This window comes from Luteimonas soli, assembly GCF_042648865.1.
GTDB classification, from domain to species: domain Bacteria; phylum Pseudomonadota; class Gammaproteobacteria; order Xanthomonadales; family Xanthomonadaceae; genus Luteimonas; species Luteimonas soli.
Genome location: NZ_JBHRYA010000007.1, coordinates 477,498 through 495,964, shown reverse-complemented (window position 1 = coordinate 495,964; position 18,467 = coordinate 477,498). Strand labels below are relative to the sequence as shown.

General features: G+C 70.5%; 10 protein-coding genes. 4 read left to right on the top strand and 6 right to left on the bottom strand.

Features of this window, described 5'->3' with window-relative positions; translation table 11 throughout:
• Positions 1 to 154: 154 nt before the first annotated feature.
• On the top strand, positions 155 to 1,984 hold the full coding sequence (locus ACFONC_RS09620) for a monovalent cation:proton antiporter-2 (CPA2) family protein (protein ID WP_386743537.1): 1,830 nt from the start codon (positions 155 to 157) through the stop codon (positions 1,982 to 1,984).
• A gap of 222 nt (positions 1,985 to 2,206) precedes the next feature.
• Here the strand turns inward: ACFONC_RS09620 and ACFONC_RS09615 are convergent, their stop codons facing one another.
• From ACFONC_RS09615 to ACFONC_RS09600, 4 genes are all read right to left on the bottom strand, one after another.
• Complete coding sequence (locus ACFONC_RS09615; protein ID WP_386743535.1) at positions 2,207 to 5,482, bottom strand: ankyrin repeat domain-containing protein; 3,276 nt, start codon at positions 5,480 to 5,482, stop codon at positions 2,207 to 2,209.
• Positions 5,475 to 5,747 carry a YcgL domain-containing protein gene (locus tag ACFONC_RS09610; RefSeq protein ID WP_386743533.1) on the bottom strand — a complete coding sequence of 91 codons (273 nt, stop codon included), beginning with the start codon at positions 5,745 to 5,747 and terminating at the stop codon, positions 5,475 to 5,477. The genes ACFONC_RS09615 and ACFONC_RS09610 overlap by 8 nt, the downstream gene beginning before the upstream one ends.
• Positions 5,748 to 5,893: 146 nt before the next feature.
• Positions 5,894 to 6,907, bottom strand: coding sequence for a cytochrome d ubiquinol oxidase subunit II (cydB, locus tag ACFONC_RS09605; protein WP_386743531.1), 1,014 nt, complete (start codon positions 6,905 to 6,907; stop codon positions 5,894 to 5,896).
• A gap of 87 nt (positions 6,908 to 6,994) precedes the next feature.
• Positions 6,995 to 8,431, bottom strand: coding sequence for a cytochrome ubiquinol oxidase subunit I (locus tag ACFONC_RS09600; RefSeq protein WP_386744633.1), 1,437 nt, complete (start codon positions 8,429 to 8,431; stop codon positions 6,995 to 6,997).
• Positions 8,432 to 8,771: 340 nt separating this feature from the next.
• Here ACFONC_RS09600 and ACFONC_RS09595 point away from each other — a divergent pair, with 340 nt between their 5' ends.
• The gene (locus ACFONC_RS09595; protein ID WP_386744631.1) at positions 8,772 to 11,138 is read left to right on the top strand and encodes a S9 family peptidase; all 2,367 of its coding nucleotides are present in this window, start codon (positions 8,772 to 8,774) and stop codon (positions 11,136 to 11,138) included.
• A gap of 186 nt (positions 11,139 to 11,324) precedes the next feature.
• Here ACFONC_RS09595 and ACFONC_RS09590 read toward each other — a convergent pair whose 3' ends face one another.
• On the bottom strand, positions 11,325 to 11,876 hold the full coding sequence (locus ACFONC_RS09590) for a hypothetical protein (RefSeq protein WP_386743529.1): 552 nt from the start codon (positions 11,874 to 11,876) through the stop codon (positions 11,325 to 11,327).
• A gap of 601 nt (positions 11,877 to 12,477) precedes the next feature.
• On the opposite strand from ACFONC_RS09590, the gene hemF reads away from it, so the two are divergent.
• On the top strand, positions 12,478 to 13,389 hold the full coding sequence (gene hemF, locus ACFONC_RS09585) for an oxygen-dependent coproporphyrinogen oxidase (protein WP_386743527.1): 912 nt from the start codon (positions 12,478 to 12,480) through the stop codon (positions 13,387 to 13,389).
• Between the two features lie 380 nt (positions 13,390 to 13,769).
• Here the strand turns inward: hemF and polA are convergent, their stop codons facing one another.
• Positions 13,770 to 16,532 (bottom strand): DNA polymerase I, encoded by a 2,763-nt coding sequence (gene polA / locus ACFONC_RS09580; RefSeq protein WP_386743525.1) that lies wholly within the window; start codon positions 16,530 to 16,532, stop codon positions 13,770 to 13,772.
• Positions 16,533 to 16,614: 82 nt separating this feature from the next.
• Between polA and ACFONC_RS09575 the strand changes: the two genes are divergently transcribed.
• Positions 16,615 to 18,465: an ABC transporter ATP-binding protein gene (locus ACFONC_RS09575; protein WP_386743523.1), complete on the top strand. Its 1,851-nt coding sequence runs from the start codon at positions 16,615 to 16,617 to the stop codon at positions 18,463 to 18,465.
• Positions 18,466 to 18,467 lie beyond the last annotated feature (2 nt).

Sequence of the window (18,467 nt, the reverse complement as noted above, 5' to 3'; positions counted from 1 at the left end):
CGCGACCAGTCCCTTCGTTGTCCATGCCCTGTTCATCGTCCATCCCCTGCACGTCCCGGCCGCAGGTTAGCGAACGGTACCGCGCCCATGCAATTGTCCGCCGCCGGACACGGACGCCACGCGGCGACGATGCATAATCGACGCGGAGGTTTCCATGCACGGAAGTGGACTCGAACTGGCGCTGGTGTTCCTGCTGGCCGCGGTGATCGCGGTGCCGGTGTTCAAGAAGCTCGGCCTCGGCGCGGTGCTGGCGTACCTGGCAGCGGGCGTGGTGCTGGGGCCGGACGGGTTCGGTTTGGTGCGCGACACCGACCGCATCCTCGATGCGGCCGAGATCGGCGTGGTGATGCTGCTGTTCGTGATCGGGCTGGAGCTGTCGCCGTCGCGGCTGCGGGTGATGCGGCGGCCGGTGTTCGTCTCCGGCGGGCTGCAGGTGGCACTGAGCGCGCTGGCGCTGGGCGCGATCGTGTACTTCGCCGCACACCTGCACTGGAAGAGCGCGCTGGTGATCGGCCTCGGCCTGGCCCTGTCGTCGACCGCGGTCGGCCTGCAGCTGCTGGCCGAGCGCAAGGAGCTCAACACCGACTACGGGCGGCTGGGGTTCGCGATCCTGCTGTTCCAGGACCTGGCGGCGATCCCGCTGCTGGCGGCGATCCCGCTGCTGGGCGGGGCCAAGGAACAGACCCTGACCTGGCCGATCGCGCTGCAGGCGATCGGCACGGTGGCGCTGGTGGTGATCGGCGGGCGCTACCTGCTGCGCTATGTGTTCCGCGTGGTGGCGCGCACGAAGATGCCGGAGGTATTCACCGCCACCGCGCTGTTCGCGGTGCTGGGTTCGGCGTGGATCATGCAGGGCGCGGGGCTGAGCGCGGGCCTGGGCGCGTTCATCGCCGGCGTGCTGCTGGCCGATTCGGAGTTCCGGCACGAGCTCGAATCGCAGATCCAGCCATTCGAAGGCCTGCTGCTGGGCCTGTTCTTCATCGCCGTGGGCATGGGCATCGACCTGGACCGCGTGGCCGCAGAGCCGCTGCTGATCGCCGGCGGCGTGCTGGCGCTGCTGCTGGTGAAGTTCTCGATCGTGTTCTTCGTCGGCCGGCTGTGGCCGGGGCGGCTGCCGTCGCGCGAGGCGCTGGCGCTGGGCGGGGTGCTGTGGCTGGGCGGCGAGTTCGCGTTCGTGGTGTTCAACGAAGCCACGCGCGTGCGCCTGATCGACTCGGTGGTGCACGACCGGCTGGTGGCGATGGTGGGCATCTCGATGGCGCTCACGCCGCTGCTGCTGATCGGCATCACCCGGCTGCTGCGGGAAATGCCCGCGCGCACGGCCTCCGCGCCGCGCCCGGACTTCGACGACATCGCCGACCACCAGCCGAAGGTGCTGGTCGCGGGCATGGGCCGCTTCGGCCAGATCGTCGCGCGACTGCTGGTGGCGCAGCGCATCCCCTTCGTCGCGCTGGAACACAACCTCGACACGGTCGAGGGCCTGCGCCGGCTCGGCAACGAGCTGTACTACGGCGACCCGACGCGGCCGGACCTGCTGCGCGCGGCCGGCGGCGAGCGCATCGAGGTGTTCGTGATGGCGATGGACAACCCGGAGACCAACACCAAGGCGGTGCGGCTGGTGCGGCGCATGTACCCGGACGCGAAAGTGTTCGCGCGCGCCCGCGACCGCCAGCACGCGTGGCGGCTGATGGACCTGGGCGCTACGGTGTTCCGCGAGCTGTTCGGCTCCAGCCTGACGATGGGCGAGGAGGTGCTGGTCGCGCTGGGCATGTCGCCGGAGCAGGCCGCCGACCACGCCAGGCGCTTCCGCGAGCACGACAACAAGCTGCTGCGCGCCCAGCACCTGGTGTACGACGACGACGTCGCCCTGCGGCAGACCTCGCGCGAGTCGCGGGTGGAACTGATGCAGCTGTTCGCCGCCGATTCCAGCGGCTCGGACGAACCGGAACAGGCGCCGCTGCCTGAGCCGCCGACGCGCGGGTGAGGGGCTCTGGAAGCTTTTTTGGCTTTTGCCCCCTTTGAAAAAGGGGGTTTGGGGGATTTGCTCTTGCTTCTGTGGTCCTGCCCCAAAAGCATCGCGGCTTCAGCCGTTCCTACCAGATGCCGGGCGAGGCAGAGCGCGAAAAGCAAATCCCCCATACCCCCTTTTTCAAAGGGGGCAAAAGCAACAGCTCCCTGCGATTCCCAGCCCCTTGCCCCCCAGCCCCTAACCCCGGTCGCGCAGGAACCGCGCCATCGACACGCCCGACTGCAGGGGCGCGAACTCGGCGGCGACGTCGACGAAGCCGCGCATCACCGCGATCTCGCGCGGGGTGCGGTTGAGGGCATCGCGCAGGTCGGGGTCGCAGCCGGCGCGCAGCAGGCGCTGGGCCATGCGCAGCTGGCCGTGCAGCGCGGCCAGGTGCAGCGGGCCGAAGCCGCGCGGGTCCTGCGCGTCGAGGCTGACGTCCTCGTCGAGCAGGTGGTCGAGGGCGGCCATCACCACGTCCTCGTCGCAGGCGGTGCCGGGCTCGGCGCGCGCGCCCAGCAGCAGCAGCAGCGGGGTGACGCCGCTGGCCGCCGCGGTGTCGGTGTCGGCGCCGGCCAGCAGCAGGGTGTCGAACAGGGCCAGCAGGCGCGCGCGGTCGCGGCTGGTGAAGCCGTAGAGCGCGGCGCAGTGCAGCGGCGTCAGGCCCTGCGCGTCGGCGGCCTGCACGTTGGCGCCGGCGGTGAGCAAGCGCGCGCACAGGTCCGGCAGGCCGAGCGCGGCGGCCAGCATCAGCACGGTGACGTCGCCGGGCAGGCGCTGCTCGAGGGTGGCGCCGGCCGCGAGCAGGCGTTCGACGATGTCGCCTTGGCGCATGCTCACCGCCGCAGACAGCGGGGTGGCGCCGGTGTGCGCGGCCTGCTGCGGGTCGGCGCCGCGTTCGAGCAGCAGTTCGACCGTGTCGCGATGGCCGCCGCCGGCCGCACGCAGCAGCGCGGTGCAGCCCTGCACGTCGACGGTGTCCACCGCCAGGCCGAAGTCGAGCAGGCGCCGCACCGCGTCGGTGTCGCCGACGATGGCCGCGGCCGGCAGGTCGGTGTCGCGCAGCGCGCGCCGGGGCAGCGGCCAGCCGCGCCAGTCGAGCCAGTCGGCCAGGTCCCGGCGTCCGCCCGACAGCGCCACGCCCAGCGGCGTCTGGCCGTCGGCCGCGCGCACCGCCGGCGACGCGCCGCGGCTGACCAGCAGCTTCAGCGCCGCCTCGCGTGACAGCGCCGCGCACAGGTGCAGCGCGGTCATGCCGTGGCCGTCACGCGCGTCGAGGTCGACGCCGCAGTCGACCAGGCGTTCGAGCAGCCGCATCCAGCCCAGCCGCACCGCGAGCGCCAGCGGCGGATCGCCCGACACCGACGATGCGAACGGGTCGGCGCCGTGGTCGAGCAGGTCCAGCGCGCACCGCTCCAGCGCGCGCCCGGCCTGGTCGCCACCGGCGCAGGCTTCGAGGAAGCGCGCCAACCCGCCCGCGCCCGCCGGCGAGGCGCCGCGGCGCAGCAGCAGTTGCAGCGCCGGCAGCGCGCCGTGGCCCAGTGCGAGCAGCGTGAACACCGGCGTGTCGCCGCCGTCCACGCGCACCTCCGGGTCGGCGCCGTGGTCGAGCAGCCATTCGATCCGTGGCAACGAAAGCGGCGCTTCGTCGTCGAGCAGCAGGCCGCCGAGTTCCTGCGGCGACAGCAGCGACAGCAGCCGCTCGTGGCCGTCGAAGCGGCCTTCGCGCAGCGCGTCGCGCAGCAGCGCCAGCGGCGCGCGGTCCGGCGGCGGCGTGTCGCCGGCGTCCGCGGCCACGGTCGACGGCAGCGGATAGTCCGGATCGAGCACCGCCACCAGCGACCAGCGCCCCGCGGCGGCGGCGTGGTCGATCGCGCGCTTGCCGGCCGCGTCGGTGCGGGCGGGATCGACGCCGAGTTCGAGCAGGCGCCGCACCAGCGGCGAGGAGACGAGTTCGGCGCGGCAGGCCAGCTGCAGCGCGTCGTTGCCCTCGCCGTCGACGGCGGCGGCATCGGCGCGCGCGGCCACCAGCGCCTCGAGCGCGGCCAGGTGGCCGCCGCGCGCGGCTTCGAGCAGCGGGGTGCGGTCGGCGGCGTCGCGGGCGTTGGCATCGGCACCGGCGTCGAGCAGCGCGACGGCGATTTCCGCGTGGCCGGCAAGCGCGGCCTCGTGCAGGGCGCCGCGGCCGTTGCGGTCGCGCGCATCGGCCTTGGCCTTGTGCTTGAGCAGCAGGGCGACGCCGGCCGGGTCGTCCTCGTCGCTGCCGGCCGCGGCGAGCAGGGCGGGCGTGGCGTCGGCGGGCTCGGGATAGGCGCCGCGTTCGAGCAGGAAGCGCGCCAGCCGCCAGTTGCCGGCAGCGCAGGCCACGCCCAGCGGGGTCAGTCCGTCGTGGTTGAGCGCGGTCATCTCCGCGGCCGCATCGCGCAGCAGCGCGGCCACGCTCGGGTCGGAGCTGCGCGCGGCGTGGTGCAGCGGCGTGTTGCCGTCGGCGTCGGCGGCGCGCGGGTCGGCGCCGTTGGCCAGTAGGGTCATCACCGCTTCCGGACGGCCGTGCCAGCTGTCGCGGGTGGCGGCCAGCAGCGGGGTCATGCCGTGGTGCGCGGCGTTGACGTCGACGCGGTTGGCGATCAGGGCGCGCAGCAGGCGCAGGTCGGGCAGCACCGCGGCCAGCACCGGCAGGCTGCGCTGGTCGCGCTCGTCGTCGGCCGGCAGCGCGGCCGGGTCGGCGCCGGCGTCGAGCAGCTCCAGCGCGCGGTCGACGCGGCCGCGGCGCGCGGCGTCGTAGAGCATCGTCGGCAGGTCGCCTTCGAATTCGACCGGCACGTCAGCGTCGGCACTGCCCATCTCGACGATCGGCATCGCCTCGGGCAGCTGCTCCGGCGCCGGCATGCGCTGCAAGCCGGCGTGCAGCAGCGGCCATAGCACGGCCGAAGCCGCGGCAAGCACCCAGTGCCCCGCCGGCGACAGCAGCCCCGGCCAGGCCTGCAGCAGCACCATCGCCAGCAGCGCGGCAACGCAGGCGGCCGCGGCCACGCCGCGCCAGCCGCTGGTGTCGGCGTCGCCCAGCGTCTGCCAGTGGCCGGGCAGCGGCCCGCCCTCGTGTTCGGCCGCGCGCCACAGCGGCCAGGTCCGCCACAGGCCGATCACGCAGATGCCGACCACCGTGCTCAGCGCCACGGCAGCGCCCAGGCCGCCGCTTTCCAGCAGCGCCGACAGGGGCCAGGCCACCAGCAGCGCGAAGGCCGCCAATCCGCCGCCCCACAGCAGCGCGAGCGCGGTGGCGTCGGTCTTCAACGCGGCCCGGTCCGGCGCCGCGCCGCCGCGCCGCCAGCGCATCGCCAGCGCGAACGCCGGCTGCGCCAGCCAGCCGCCGAGCGCCGCGACCACGCCGCCGAAGCCGGCGACACCCGCCAGCACGATGCCGGCGCCCAGCGCGAGCGCGAACCGCCGTCGCGGCAGCGCGGACTCAGGCATCGGTGCCCCAGTCCTGCGTCATCGGGTCGACGTCGGTGCCCGGCGGCAGCTGCAGGTGGAAACCGCGCATCACCAGGTTCTCGCGCACGGCCTCCACGTCCTCGCGGGCCAGCTTGCGCCCGGGAACCAGGGCCACGTCGAGCACGAACCGCAGCGGTTCCAGCTGCGCCCGCAGCGGCTCGGGCAGGCGCCCGAAGTCCTCGCGTTCAGCCAGGTAGACGTAGGTATCGGCCTTGCGCAGGCTCTTGTAGACGTAGGCGTGCATGGTGGAGCCGGGATTCGGGATTCGGGATTCGGGATTGGGGACTCGGAACGGCAAAAGCCACGGTTTCCGCATCCGCCGGTGAAGCATAAGCCACCGCACGCCGGGATTTTTCGAATCCCGGATCCCGAATTCCGAATCCCGCCCCCTCAGTGATACCCCGAATCCGCCGCGACCTTGCCGCGGAACACCGAGTACGACCAGTACGTGTAGCCCAGGATCGCCGGCAGCAGGACCGCGATGCCGACCAGCAGGAAGACCTGCGACGACGGCGGCGAGGCGGCATCCCAGATCGACAGCGACGGCGGCACGATGTTGGGCCAGATGCCCAGCACCAGCCCGGCGAAGCCCAGCGCAAAGAAGCACAGCGTGAGCACGAACGGCGCCGAATCGCGGCCCTCGCGCATCGCCGCGCGCCACAGCGCGAAGGCGTTCGCCAGCGCCAGCAGCGGCACCGGCGCCAGCCACCAGAAATTCCCGCTCTCGAACCAGCGCGCCATGATGTGCGAATCCAGGAACGGCAGCCACGCGCTGACCAGGCCCATGAACGCGACCACCACCAGCACCAGCGGCCGGGTCAGCGCGCGCGCGGTCCGCTGCGTCGGCCCTTCCGTCTTCAGGATCAGCCAGCACGACCCCAGCAGCGCGTAGCCGAACACCACCGCCACCCCGGTCAGCATCGAGAACGGGCTGAACCAGCCGAACGCCCCGCCCAGGTACTTGCCGTCGGTCAGCGGCATGCCCTCGACCAGCGCGCCGAGGATCAGGCCCTGCGAAAACGCGGCCAGGATCGACCCCAGCGCGAACGCCGCGCCCCAGAAGCGCTTGGCACGCGTGGCCTTGAAGCGGAACTCGAACGCCACGCCGCGGAAGATCAGCGCGATCAGCATCAGCAGCACCGGCAGGTACAGCGCCGAAAGCACCAGTGAGTACGCCTTCGGGAACGCCGCCAGCAGCCCGGCGCCGCCGAGCACCAGCCAGGTCTCGTTGCCGTCCCAGATGGGCGCGGCGGTGTTCATCATGTGGTCGAGCTGGCCCTCGTCCTCGGCGAACGGCGCGAGGATGCCCAGGCCGAGCACGAAGCCGTCGAGCAGCACGTACATCAGCACGCCGAAGCCGATCACGCCGAACCAGACCACCGGCAGCACGAGTTCGAGGGTCATGACCGACTCCTTTGCATGTTGGGCGCCCTCACGCAGTTGCTCCCCTCTTTGAAAAAGAGGGGAGACCAGCGCATGGCAGGAACAACCTCACGTCGGCTCCTGCGGCGCGGCGGCCGCGCCATCGGATTCGTCGTCGCCCACCGACAGCGGCCGCGCCGGGGTCTTGTCGCCGCCGCCGTGTTCGGGCGGCGTCTCGTCCGGATGCGGGCCGCGGCGGATCATCTTCAGCAGGTACCAGATGCCGGCGCCGAAGATCACCGCATAGGCGCAGGCGTAGGTGATCAGCGACGACATCACCGCCGCGGCGGTGATGTTGGGGCTGACCGCCTCGCTGGTGCGCAGCAGGCCGTAGACCACGTAGGGCTGGCGGCCGATCTCGACCACGTACCAGCCCGCCAGCAGCGCGACGAAACCCGCCGGGCTGAGCAATCTCCAGCCCTGCCACAGCCAGCGCGCACGGCCGGACTCGTCGAACATCCAGCCGCGCCACCACGCCCACAGCGAGGCCAGCGTGAGCAGCAGCATCAGCACGCCCAGGCCGACCATGATCCGGAAGCCCCAGAACACCGGCGCGACCGGCGGGCGCTCGTCGGCAGGCACCGCGGTCAGCGGCTGGATCGTGCCGTCCCAGCTGTGGGTCAGGATCACGCTGCCCAGGCGCGGCACGGCAACCTCGAAGCGGTTGCGCTCGCCATCCTGGTCGGGCATCGCGAACAGCACGAGCGGCACGCCCTCGCCCGGCTCGCCCTCGTGCCAGTGCCCTTCCATCGCCGCCAGTTTCACCGGCTGGTGCTTGCCGACGTTCAGGCCATGCAGGTCGCCAACGAAGATCTGCAGCGGCACCGCGATCGCCGCGAACGCCACCGCCAGCTTCAGCCCGCGCCTGCCGGCGGCGAAGTGGTCGCCGCGCACCAGGTACCACGCGCTCACCCCGCCGATCACGAAGCAGGTGGTGATGAACGCCGCCAGCACCATGTGCGCGAGCCGGTACGGGAACGACGGGTTGAAGATCACCGCCCACCAGTCCACCGGCACGAACATGCCGTCGACGATCTCGTAACCCTGCGGCGTCTGCATCCAGCTGTTGGCCGAGATGATCCAGAACGTGGACAGCAGCGTGCCCAGCGCGACCATGCAGGTGGCCAGGAAATGCACCTTGTGCGAGACCCGCTTCCAGCCGAACAGCATCACGCCCAGGAACGTGGCTTCGAGGAAGAACGCGGTCAGCACCTCGTAGCTCAGCAGCGGCCCGAGGATGGCGCCGGCACGCTCGCTGAGCACCGCCCAGTTGGTGCCGAACTGGAAGCTCATCACGATGCCCGAAACCACGCCCATGCCGAACGACACCGCGAAGATCTTCAGCCAGAAGAAATACAGGTCGCGCCACAGCGACTCGCGCGTGCGCAGCCAGCGCCATTCGAGGAACGCCAGCCAGTGCGCCAGGCCGATGGTGAAGGCCGGGAACAGGATGTGGAATGAGATCACGAACGCGAACTGCACGCGCGAAAGGAACAGCGGCGTCAGCAGAGCATCTTCCATCAGGCGCGGACTCCGCGGCGCCGGGGGGATCGCCGCAGCGCGCATTGTGCGCCTGCAGTGGTGGCGTTCGCAAAAGGAAGATCGCGGCTTGATTGCCTGATCCTTGCCGGAGTGGCGGAAGCCGCGGGCTCTTTTGTTGCGCGCATGACAACAGGCGGTTTCACGCGCCGCATGAAAAGCTCGCGACTTCCGCCGCTCCTGCAAGAGCTTCGGGAGGCAGCGCCCCCATGACCCGTGGCCCATGCGTGGAACGCCCCGCCTGCTACGCTGCTCCGGATATTTCCGCGGAATCCACAAGATGCGCCATCTGCTCGCCTGCCTCGCCCTGCTCCCGCTCGCCGTCGCGCCGTTCGCCGCCGCCCACGCGCAACCGGCGCAGCCACTGACCCTGGACCAGGTCATGGCCGACCCCGACTGGATCGGCAACGGCGTCGAGGACGCGTGGTGGTCGTGGGACGGCAGGACCGCCTACTACACGCGCAAGCGCGACGGCGGCAACATCCGCGACACGTTCTCGCAGGCGGTCGATGGGGGCGCGGCGACGCGACTGGACGGCGCGGCGCTGGCCGGCATCGACGGCGGACAGCAGGTGGTCGACCCGCAACGCACTCGCATGGCCTTCGTGCGCAACGGCGACATCTTCGTGCGCGACCTGTCCAGCGGCGCGCTGACCCAGCTCACCCGCACCGACGCCGGCGAATCACGCCCGCAGTGGGGCAGCAACGGCGCGCTGGTGTGGCGCGCGGGCAACGACTGGTTCCGCTGGACCGCCGCCGCCGGCGCCGCGCAGGCCTCGCTGCTCAAGGCCGAGGACGATCCGGACAAGGCGCCGAAGGACGACGCCCTGCGCGACCGCCAGTTCGACATGCTGCGCACCCTGCGCGACGACCGCGCCCGCCGCGACGCGGTGCGCGAGCAGAACGAGCAGTGGCGGCGCGCCGATCCCACGCGCGCGCCGGCGCCGGCGTACCTCGGCAAGGACGTGGACATCGTCGACAGCGCGCTCTCGCCCGACGGCCGCTGGCTGATCGCGGTGACCCAGGCCAAGGACGCCGACGGCGGCCAGGCCGGCAAGATGCCGAAGTACGTCACCGAATCGGGCTACGAGGAGTTCGAGGAAGTCCGCACCCGCGTCGGCCACGAGCCGCCGCTGCCGCAGAAGGTGTGGCTGGTCGACGTCGCCAACGCCGGCGTGCGCGAACTCAGGTACGACACGCTGCCCGGCATCGCCGACGACCCGCTCGCCGACCTGCGCAAGGCCGCCGGCAAGGAGCCGCTGGAAGGCAACCGCGCGGTGCGCATCGAGACCGACGGCGACGGCCGCGGCCCCGCGATCCACTGGAGCGCCGACGGCGGCAACGTCGCGATGCTGGTGCGCGCGGTCGACAACAAGGACCGCTGGATCGCCACCGTCGACCTCGCGAACGCGAAGCTGCAGTCGCGCCACCGCCTGCACGACGAGGCCTGGATCAACTGGAACTACAACGACTTCGGCTGGATGCCCGACAACCGCACGCTGTGGCTGCTGTCCGAACAGTCCGGCTACTCGCACCTGTACCTGGCCGGCGCAAACGGCAAGGCGCGCGCGCTGACCTCGGGCAAGTGGGAAGTGTCGCAGCCGGCGCTGTCGCCGGACGGCCGCACGTTCCACTTCGTCTGCAACCGGCAGTGGCCGGGCGACTACGAAGTCTGCGCGGTGCCGGCCGCGGGCGGCGACGTGCGCGAGATCACCGCGCTCGACGGCGTCGAGGGCTTCGAGCTGTCGCCGCGCGGCGACCGCCTGCTGGTCACGCACTCGGCCAGCTACCTGCCGATCCAGCTGGCCGTGGCCAACGCCGACGGCAGCGGCCTGCGCACGCTCACCGACACGCGCAAGCCCGGGTTCAAGGCGATCGACTGGATCGAACCCGAGTACGTGCAGGTGCCCTCCAAACACGGCGCCGGCACGATCTGGGGCAAGTACTACGGTCCGGAGCAGCTGGAGCCCGGCCGCGAGTACCCGGTGGTGATGTTCGTCCACGGCGCCGGCTACCTGCAGAACGTCAGCGCGCGCTATCCGAACTATTTCCGCGAGCAGATGTTCCACAACCTGCTGGTCCAGCACGGCTACCTCGTGCTCGACCTGGACTACCGCGCCAGCGAAGGCTACGGCCGCGACTGGCGCACCGCGATCTACCGGCAGATGGGCCACCCGGAGCTGGAGGACTACCTCGACGGCCTGGACTGGATCGTCGCCAACAAGCAGGGCGACCGCGACCACGTCGGCATCTACGGCGGCAGCTACGGCGGCTTCATGGCCTTCATGGCGCTGTTCCGCGAGCCGGGCACGTTCAAGGCCGGCGCCGCGCTGCGCCCGGTGTCGGACTGGTCGCAGTACAACCACGAGTACACGTCGAACATCCTCAACACGCCCGACATCGACCCGGAGGCGTACGCGAAGTCATCGCCGATCGAATACGCCGAGGGCCTGCAGGACCACCTGCTGATCGCCCACGGCATGATCGACGACAACGTGTTCTTCAAGGACTCGGTGATGATGGCCCAGCGCCTGATCGAACTGCGCAAGGACAAGTGGGAGATCGCGCCGTACCCGATGGAGCGGCACGGCTTCACCCATCCGGACGCGTGGTACGACGAATACCGGCGGATCTTCGAGCTGTTCGAGGACACCCTGAAGCAGGGCGGGTCTTGACCCGCCTTTCCCCTCGGACACTACGGCACGGTGTCGATGGCAGTCCGTAGGATGGGTAGAGCGTAGCGGCTTTCAACAGCGAAGCTGGTCAACCCATCACCCGGCCGTGTCGCGATGGGTTTCGCCGTTGGCTCTACCCATCCTACGGGCTTCGTGTTGTTCCAGGACACCCCGAAGTTTCGGCCTTCAGTCCACGAAGCTGATGCCGGCCACCCGATAGACGGGCGCCGGCCGATCCACGATGTCTACGGAAACGGTGGCGCCTTCCACCTTCTCCAGCTCGACAAGCGTGGTCCGCTCCGCCGTGTTGTCACCGATGGCTTCGATGGAAAGCGTCATCCGCCCGTCCTGCACGCTTGCATCGTCGACCGTGCGAAAGATCGCGCGCAAGCGCTCTCCCGGGGCAAGCGGATCCACCTGCCGCAGGTTGGCCTGCTCGTCCCCGTCAAGCAGGGCCCGGACGGACCGGGCGTTCGGCCTTGCGGAGAAGTAGCTCACGCCCTGGTACATGTCGATCGGATCGATAGTGGGTCGCGCACGGAACGACGACAGCACCGCCGCCGCAACCGGCGCCTTCGCGGCCAGTTCGACAACCGCCTCGTCCGACATCTCGATGCCGTAGAACATCGGCGTCATGATCCGCGCCGCCGGTTCGGCCCCGGGATGGCCGGGCAAGGCATGGACCTGACCGCACGCGCCGACGAGCAGCGCAACCAGCAAGTGCCTGTAAAAGGACATATCGACCTCCGCTCAACCCTTGCAACGCGGAACGGTATAGCGCCCTGCATGTAAAAAACTGTGGGTGCTGCATGAATACGCGCGAGGGTTTGCCGGACTCCCGTCGAAGCGGCTTCAGCCAAGCCAGCAGGATTCGCGGGGTGCAAGGCGGTCTCTGTTGCTGTTGCTGTTGCCCTTGATCTTGATCTTGATCTTGATCTTGACTCCGGGCCCCTCCGTAGCGGCGGAGACGGCGGACAAGACCCGCAGGGCGCCGCACAGGGATGTGCGGCGTTTTTCGCAGGGGCAGGATGCCCCTTCGAAAAATCCCGCCGGCTCCGCGGACCCGGTGCACAGCGCCGGGCGCGAAGGCGGGGTGTGTTTCTTTGCGCCAGGTTTCTTTGCACAAGCAAAGAAAGGTGGCTCGCGCCGTCACGGCGCGAAAGCTCTTGACGTTGATTTCCACCGAACAGCAGGCGGGTCAAGACCCGCCCTACGATGCCTCAGGCGGCAACGCGAAGAGCGCGTCGGGGGCGTCGCCCCGACCTGCGACGCCTCCTTCCCGGCACGCGCCTGACCCGGATCAACCGGCGCCACGTCGCGCCCGCCTACAATGCGCGCCATGGAAGACATCGACCGCGTCCGCGACTACCTCACCGGCCTGCAGGACCGCATCTGCACCGCCATCGAAACCGCCGACGGCAAGGCCACGTTCGTCGAGGACAGCTGGACCCGTGACGAAGGCGGCGGCGGCCGCACCCGCGTGCTGCGCGAGGGCGCGGTGTTCGAGCAGGCCGGTATCGGCTTCTCCGACGTGTCCGGCACGAAACTGCCGCCCTCTGCAACCGCGGCCCGGCCGGAACTGGCCGGCGCGTCGTGGCGTGCGGTGGGAGTGTCGCTGGTGTTCCACCCGCGCAACCCGCACGTGCCGACCACGCATGCCAACGTGCGCCACTTCCGCGCGGTGCGCGACGGCGAAACGGTGGCATGGTGGTTCGGCGGCGGCTTCGACCTGACCCCCTTCTATCCGGTCGACGGGGACGTGCTGCACTGGCACCGCACCGCGCGCGACCTGTGCGCGCCGTTTGGCGACGACCGCTACGCCGCGCACAAGCGCTGGTGCGACGAGTACTTCTTCCTGAAGCACCGCGGCGAGACGCGCGGCGTGGGCGGGCTGTTCTTCGACGACCTGCACACGGACTTCGCGCGCGATTTCGACTACCTGCGCGCGGTCGGCGACGGCTTCCTCGACGCCTACCTGCCGATCGTCGAACGCCGCCGCGACGCGCCATACGGCGAGCGCGAGCGCCAGTTCCAGCTGTACCGGCGCGGCCGCTACGTCGAGTTCAACCTGCTCTGGGACCGTGGCACGTTGTTCGGGATCCAGTCCGGCGGCCGCAGCGAATCGATCCTGATGAGCCTGCCGCCGCTGGTGCGCTGGGAGTACGGCTTCGCGCCGGAACCCGATAGCCCGGAAGCCCGCCTGCAGGACTACCTGCATCCGCGGGACTGGCTGGCCGGACTCGCCGACTGAGAAGGCCGCCGGGCCGGGGGAGCCGCGCAGCGGTGTTCCTGCCGAGGGAAAAGCGGCTCCCGCCCGCCAGGGCACGGCCTCCCACCGTAGCCCGCATGAGCGACCAGTCGGTCGTGCGTCCCCCAGAGGGTGGAAGACAAAAAAAGCCCCGCAGGCAGGGGGGGCCGGCGGGGCTCGTGGGAACGGGACCTGGGGAGTGGTCTTCGTTCCCGGGGATCACTCCAGGGGAGGGAGAGATCAGTGACGGACATTGCATCCGTCACGGGCTATATGACCACCCCGCGCATGGATAGTTCGTGAAGCCCGGGGTTAAGTTTCTGTTGGATTCAGCCGGCGTTTACTCCGTTCAGAAAACGCCACTTCCGGCCCTCCAAAAGGCCTCAATGGGCCTCGTCCCAGTCCTTTCCGACGCCGCTGTCGACCACCAGTGGAACACGCAGTTCCGCCGCTGCAGACATCATCACCGGGACCTGCGCCAGCAGCGTGTCGATGAAGTCATCGTCGGCCTCGAACACCAGCTCGTCGTGCACCTGCAGGATCATCTTCGCCCGGTCCGCATGCGGCGCCAGCCAGGCGTCGACGGCCACCATCGCACGCTTGATGATGTCGGCCGCGGTGCCCTGCATCGGCGCGTTGATCGCGGCGCGCTCGGCGCCGGCGCGCTGGCCCTGGGTGCCCTTCTGGATGTACTCCAGGTACAGGCGGCGGCCGAACACGGTCTCGACATAGCCGCGCTCGCGCGCCTCGTTGCGGGTGCGCTCCATGAAATCGCGCACGCCGGGGTAGCGCGAGAAATACAGCGCGATGTAGTCCTGGGCCTCGCCGCGGCCGATCCCGAGGTTGCGGGCCAGGCCGAACGCGCTCATGCCGTACATCAGGCCGAAGTTGATCGCCTTGGCCGCACGGCGCTCGTTGGCGGTCACCTCGTCGAGCTTGCGGCCGAACACTTCCGCCGCGGTCGCGCGGTGGATGTCGGCACCCGAGGCAAACGCGGACAGCAACCCGGGATCCTCCGACAGGTGGGCCATGATCCGCAGCTCGATCTGCGAGTAGTCGCACGCGAGCAGCTTGCGTCCCGGCGGCGCGACGAAGGCCTTGCGGATGCGGCGGCCATCGTCGCTGCGGATCGGGATGTTCTGCAGGTTCGGGTCGCTCGACGCCAGCCGCCCGGTCGCCGCGCCCGCCTGGTGGTAGCTGGTGTGCACGCGGCCGGTTTCCGGGTTGACCATCTCCGGCAGCTTGTCGGTGTAGGTGCTGCGCAGTTTCGCCAGCGCGCGGTAGTCGAGGATCACGCGCGGCAGTTCGTGCTGGTCGGCGATCGCCTCCAGCGCTTCTTCGTTCGTCGACGGCTGGCCCTTGGGCGTCTTCACCAGCGCCGGCAGGCCCAGCTCGTCGAACAGCAGCGCCTGCAGCTGCTTGGGCGAGTCGAGGTTGAAGGTGCGCCCGGCAAGTTCCGTGGCGCGCTGCTGCGCGGCCAGCATGCGCCGGGACAGGTCGGCGCTCTGCCGGCGCAGCTCGTCGGCGTCGACCATCACGCCGTTGGCCTCGACCCGCGCCAGCACCGGCACCAGCGGCATCTCGATGTCGCGGTAGACGGATTCCAGCGCCGGCTCGGCCGCGAGCTTCGGCGCCAGCGCGCGGTGCAGGCGCATGGTCACGTCGGCGTCCTCGGCGGCATAGCGCGTGGCGTCGTCGAGCGCGACCTGCGAGAACAGGATCTTCTTGCTGCCCTTGCCTGCCACGTCCTCGTATTTCATCGTCGTGTAGCCGAGGTAGCGCGCGGCCAGCGAATCCATGTCGTGGCGGGTGCGCCCGGATTCGAGCACGAAGCTCTCGAGCATGGTGTCGTCGGCGTAGCCGGCCACCTCGACGCCGTGGCGGCGCAACACGTGCAGGTCGTACTTGCCGTGCTGGCCGAGCTTCTTTATCGAGGCGTCGGCGAACAGTGGCGCGAGCGCGGCCAGCGCCTGTGCGCGGTCGAGCTGCGCCGGCATGCCCGGGTAGTCGTGCGCGAGCGGGAGGTAGCAGGCCGTGCCCGGCTCGATGCAGAAACTCATGCCGACCAGGTTGGCGCGCATCGCGTCGAGCGAATCGGTCTCGGTGTCGACGGCGAACTCGTCGGCGGCCTGCAGGCGCGCGATCCAGGCATCGAGCTGCGCCTGCGTCGTCACCATCTCGTAGACACCCGGCGCGGACAGGGCCGGATCGGGCGCGCCTTCGGGCAGCGGCGCGGTGACGAACGACGCCGCGCGCGCGGGCTTGCCGGCGCGCGCCCCGGCCGCCGGCGCCTCGGCCGCGCCGCCGTCGAGTTCGCGCAGTGCCTGGTTCATGGCGTAACGGGTGAACAGCGCGCGCAGGGTGTCGACGTCGCGCTCGCGCAGCGCCAAAGTTTCCGGACCGCCGTCGAGGGCGACGTCGGTCTTGATCGTCACCAGGTCGCGGTTGAGCGGCAGACGCTCCAGCGCCTCGCGCAGGTTGTCGCCGATCTTGCCCTTGATGCCGGGCGCGGCGGCGATCACGCCGTCGAGCGTGCCGTGTTCGCCCAGCCACTTGGCCGCGGTCTTCGGGCCGCACTTGGGCACGCCGACGACGTTGTCGACCGTGTCGCCCATCAGCGCCAGCAGGTCGACGATCTGGTCGGCGCGCACGCCGAACTTGGCCACCACCGCGTCGTCCGAATCCATGCGGCTGCCGCTCATGGTGTTGACCAGGGCCACGCCGGGGCGCACGAGCTGCGCGAAGTCCTTGTCGCCGGTGGAAATGGTCACGTCCATGCCCGCGTCGGCGCCCTGCAGCGCCAGCGTGCCGATCACGTCGTCGGCCTCCACGCCCGGCACCCGCAGGATCGGGATGCCCAGCGCCTGCACCAGCTCCATCATCGGCTCGACCTGCGCGCGCAGGTCGTCGGGCATCGGCGCGCGCGTGGCCTTGTATTCGGGGTACATCTTGTCGCGGAAGGTCTTGCCCGGCGCATCGACCACGAAGGCGATGTGCTCCGGGCGCTCCTTGAGGTGCGCGCGCAGCATGTTGACCACGCCGAACAGCGCGCCGGTCGGCTCGCCGGCCGCATTGCTCAGCGGCGGCAGCGCGTGGAAGGCGCGGTACAGGTAGGAGGAGCCGTCGATCAGGACCAGTCGTGTCATGGGGCGATTCTACGCGGCCGGCGCTGGCACAATGGCCGCCCGCCGCGCCGCGCCACGGCGCGGCCCCGCCCGAGGCCCGCAGATGCTGCGCTGGTTCGAAACCCGGCTCGATCCCTTCCCCGCCGATCCGCCGGCGCAGCCGCCGGCGAGCCTGTACGCGTTCTGCCGCCACTACACCCGCGGCGCGGAGCCGTGGCTGGCGCTGCTTGCGGCGACCACCGGCCTGACCGCGCTGGCCGAAGTGGCGCTGTACGCCTACGTGGGCACGCTGGTGGATCGCATGAACGCGATCGGCATGGCGGACTTCCTCGCCATCGAAGGCACGCGGCTGGCATGGATGGCGGCGCTGGTGCTGGCCGGCCTGCCGCTGCTGGTGCTGCTCAACTCGCTGGTGCAGCACCAGACCCTGCTCGGCAACTTCCCGATGCGGATCCGCTGGAAGGTCCACCGCTACCTGCTGCGGCAGTCGATGGGCTATTTCCAGGACGAGTTCGCCGGGCGCATCGCCACCAAGCTGATGCAGACCTCGCTGGCGGTGCGCGAGACGGTGATCAAGCTGGTCGACATCGGCAACTACGTGCTGGTGTATTTCGGCGGCACCGTGGTGGTCGCGGCCAGCGCGGACTGGCGACTGATGCTGCCGTTCGCCGGCTGGCTGCTGGGCTATGCGCTGCTGATGCGCTGGTTCGTGCCGCGCATGGGCAAGGTGTCGCAGGAGCAGGCGGACGCGCGCTCGACCATGACCGGCCGCATCGTCGACAGCTACACCAACATCGCCACGGTCAAGCTGTTCTCGCATTCGCAGCGCGAACAGGCCTACGCACGCGAGGCGATGGACGGCTTCCTGGACACCGCGTACCGGCAGATGCGGCTGGCCACGCGCACCTACAGCGCGCTCTACGCGCTGAACATGGCGCTGGTGGCCGCGGTGGCCGCCCTGGGCCTGTGGCTGTGGTTGCACGAGGCGGCCAGCGTCGGCGCGGTGGCGGTCGCGCTGGCGCTTGCACTGCGCCTGCTGGGCCTGTCGCACTGGATCATGTGGGAGCTTTCGGCGCTGTTCGAGAACATCGGCACCGTGCATGACGGCATCAACTCGATCTCGCTGCCGCCGACGGTGGACGACGCGCCGGGCGCGCCGCCGCTGCCGCAGGTGCGCGGCGACGTCCGCTTCGAGAACGTGGCCTTCCACTACGGAAAGGGCAGCGGCGTGATCGAGCACCTGGACCTGCACGTGCACGCCGGCGAGAAGATCGGCGTGGTCGGCCGCTCCGGCGCCGGCAAGTCGACGCTGGCGAACCTGCTGCTGCGCTTCCACGACGTCGAGGCCGGGCGGATCACCGTCGACGGCATCGACATCGCCGGCGTGCAGCAGGATTCGCTGCGCGCGCAGGTCGGCGTGGTCACCCAGGACACCTCGCTGCTGCACCGCTCGGTGCGCGACAACATCCTGTACGGGCGTCCCGACGCCAGCGAGGAGGAAATGCGCGAGGCCGCGCGCCAGGCCGATGCAGAGGGCTTCATCGACGAGCTGGTCGATTCGCACGGCCGCCGCGGTTACGACGCACAAGTGGGCGAGCGCGGGGTGAAGCTGTCCGGCGGCCAGCGCCAGCGCATCGCGATCGCCCGCGTGCTGCTCAAGAACGCGCCGATCCTGGTGTTGGACGAGGCGACTTCGGCGCTGGATTCCGAGGTCGAGTCGGTGATCCAGGAAAACCTGTACCGGCTGATGCGCGGCAAGACCGTGATCGCCATCGCGCACCGGCTTTCGACCATCGCCGCGATGGACCGGCTGGTGGTGATGGACGCCGGGCGCATCGTCGAGCAGGGTACGCACGAACAGCTGCTGGCGCGCGGCGGCCTCTACGCGCAGCTGTGGCAGCGGCAGTCGGGCGGCTTCCTGGAGCTGGAACCGACGGCCGGCGACGACACCTGACC

Coding starts and splice junctions, on each gene's coding strand:
- cydB (WP_386743531.1), bottom strand. CDS start 6,907: ATGACCCTCGAACTCGTGCTGCCGGTGGTCTGGTTCGGCGTGATCGGC.
- polA (WP_386743525.1), bottom strand. CDS start 16,532: ATGACACGACTGGTCCTGATCGACGGCTCCTCCTACCTGTACCGCGCC.
- ACFONC_RS09590 (WP_386743529.1), bottom strand. CDS start 11,876: ATGTCCTTTTACAGGCACTTGCTGGTTGCGCTGCTCGTCGGCGCGTGC.
- hemF (WP_386743527.1), top strand. CDS start 12,478: ATGGAAGACATCGACCGCGTCCGCGACTACCTCACCGGCCTGCAGGAC.
- ACFONC_RS09615 (WP_386743535.1), bottom strand. CDS start 5,482: ATGCCTGAGTCCGCGCTGCCGCGACGGCGGTTCGCGCTCGCGCTGGGC.
- ACFONC_RS09575 (WP_386743523.1), top strand. CDS start 16,615: ATGCTGCGCTGGTTCGAAACCCGGCTCGATCCCTTCCCCGCCGATCCG.
- ACFONC_RS09620 (WP_386743537.1), top strand. CDS start 155: ATGCACGGAAGTGGACTCGAACTGGCGCTGGTGTTCCTGCTGGCCGCG.
- ACFONC_RS09610 (WP_386743533.1), bottom strand. CDS start 5,747: ATGCACGCCTACGTCTACAAGAGCCTGCGCAAGGCCGATACCTACGTC.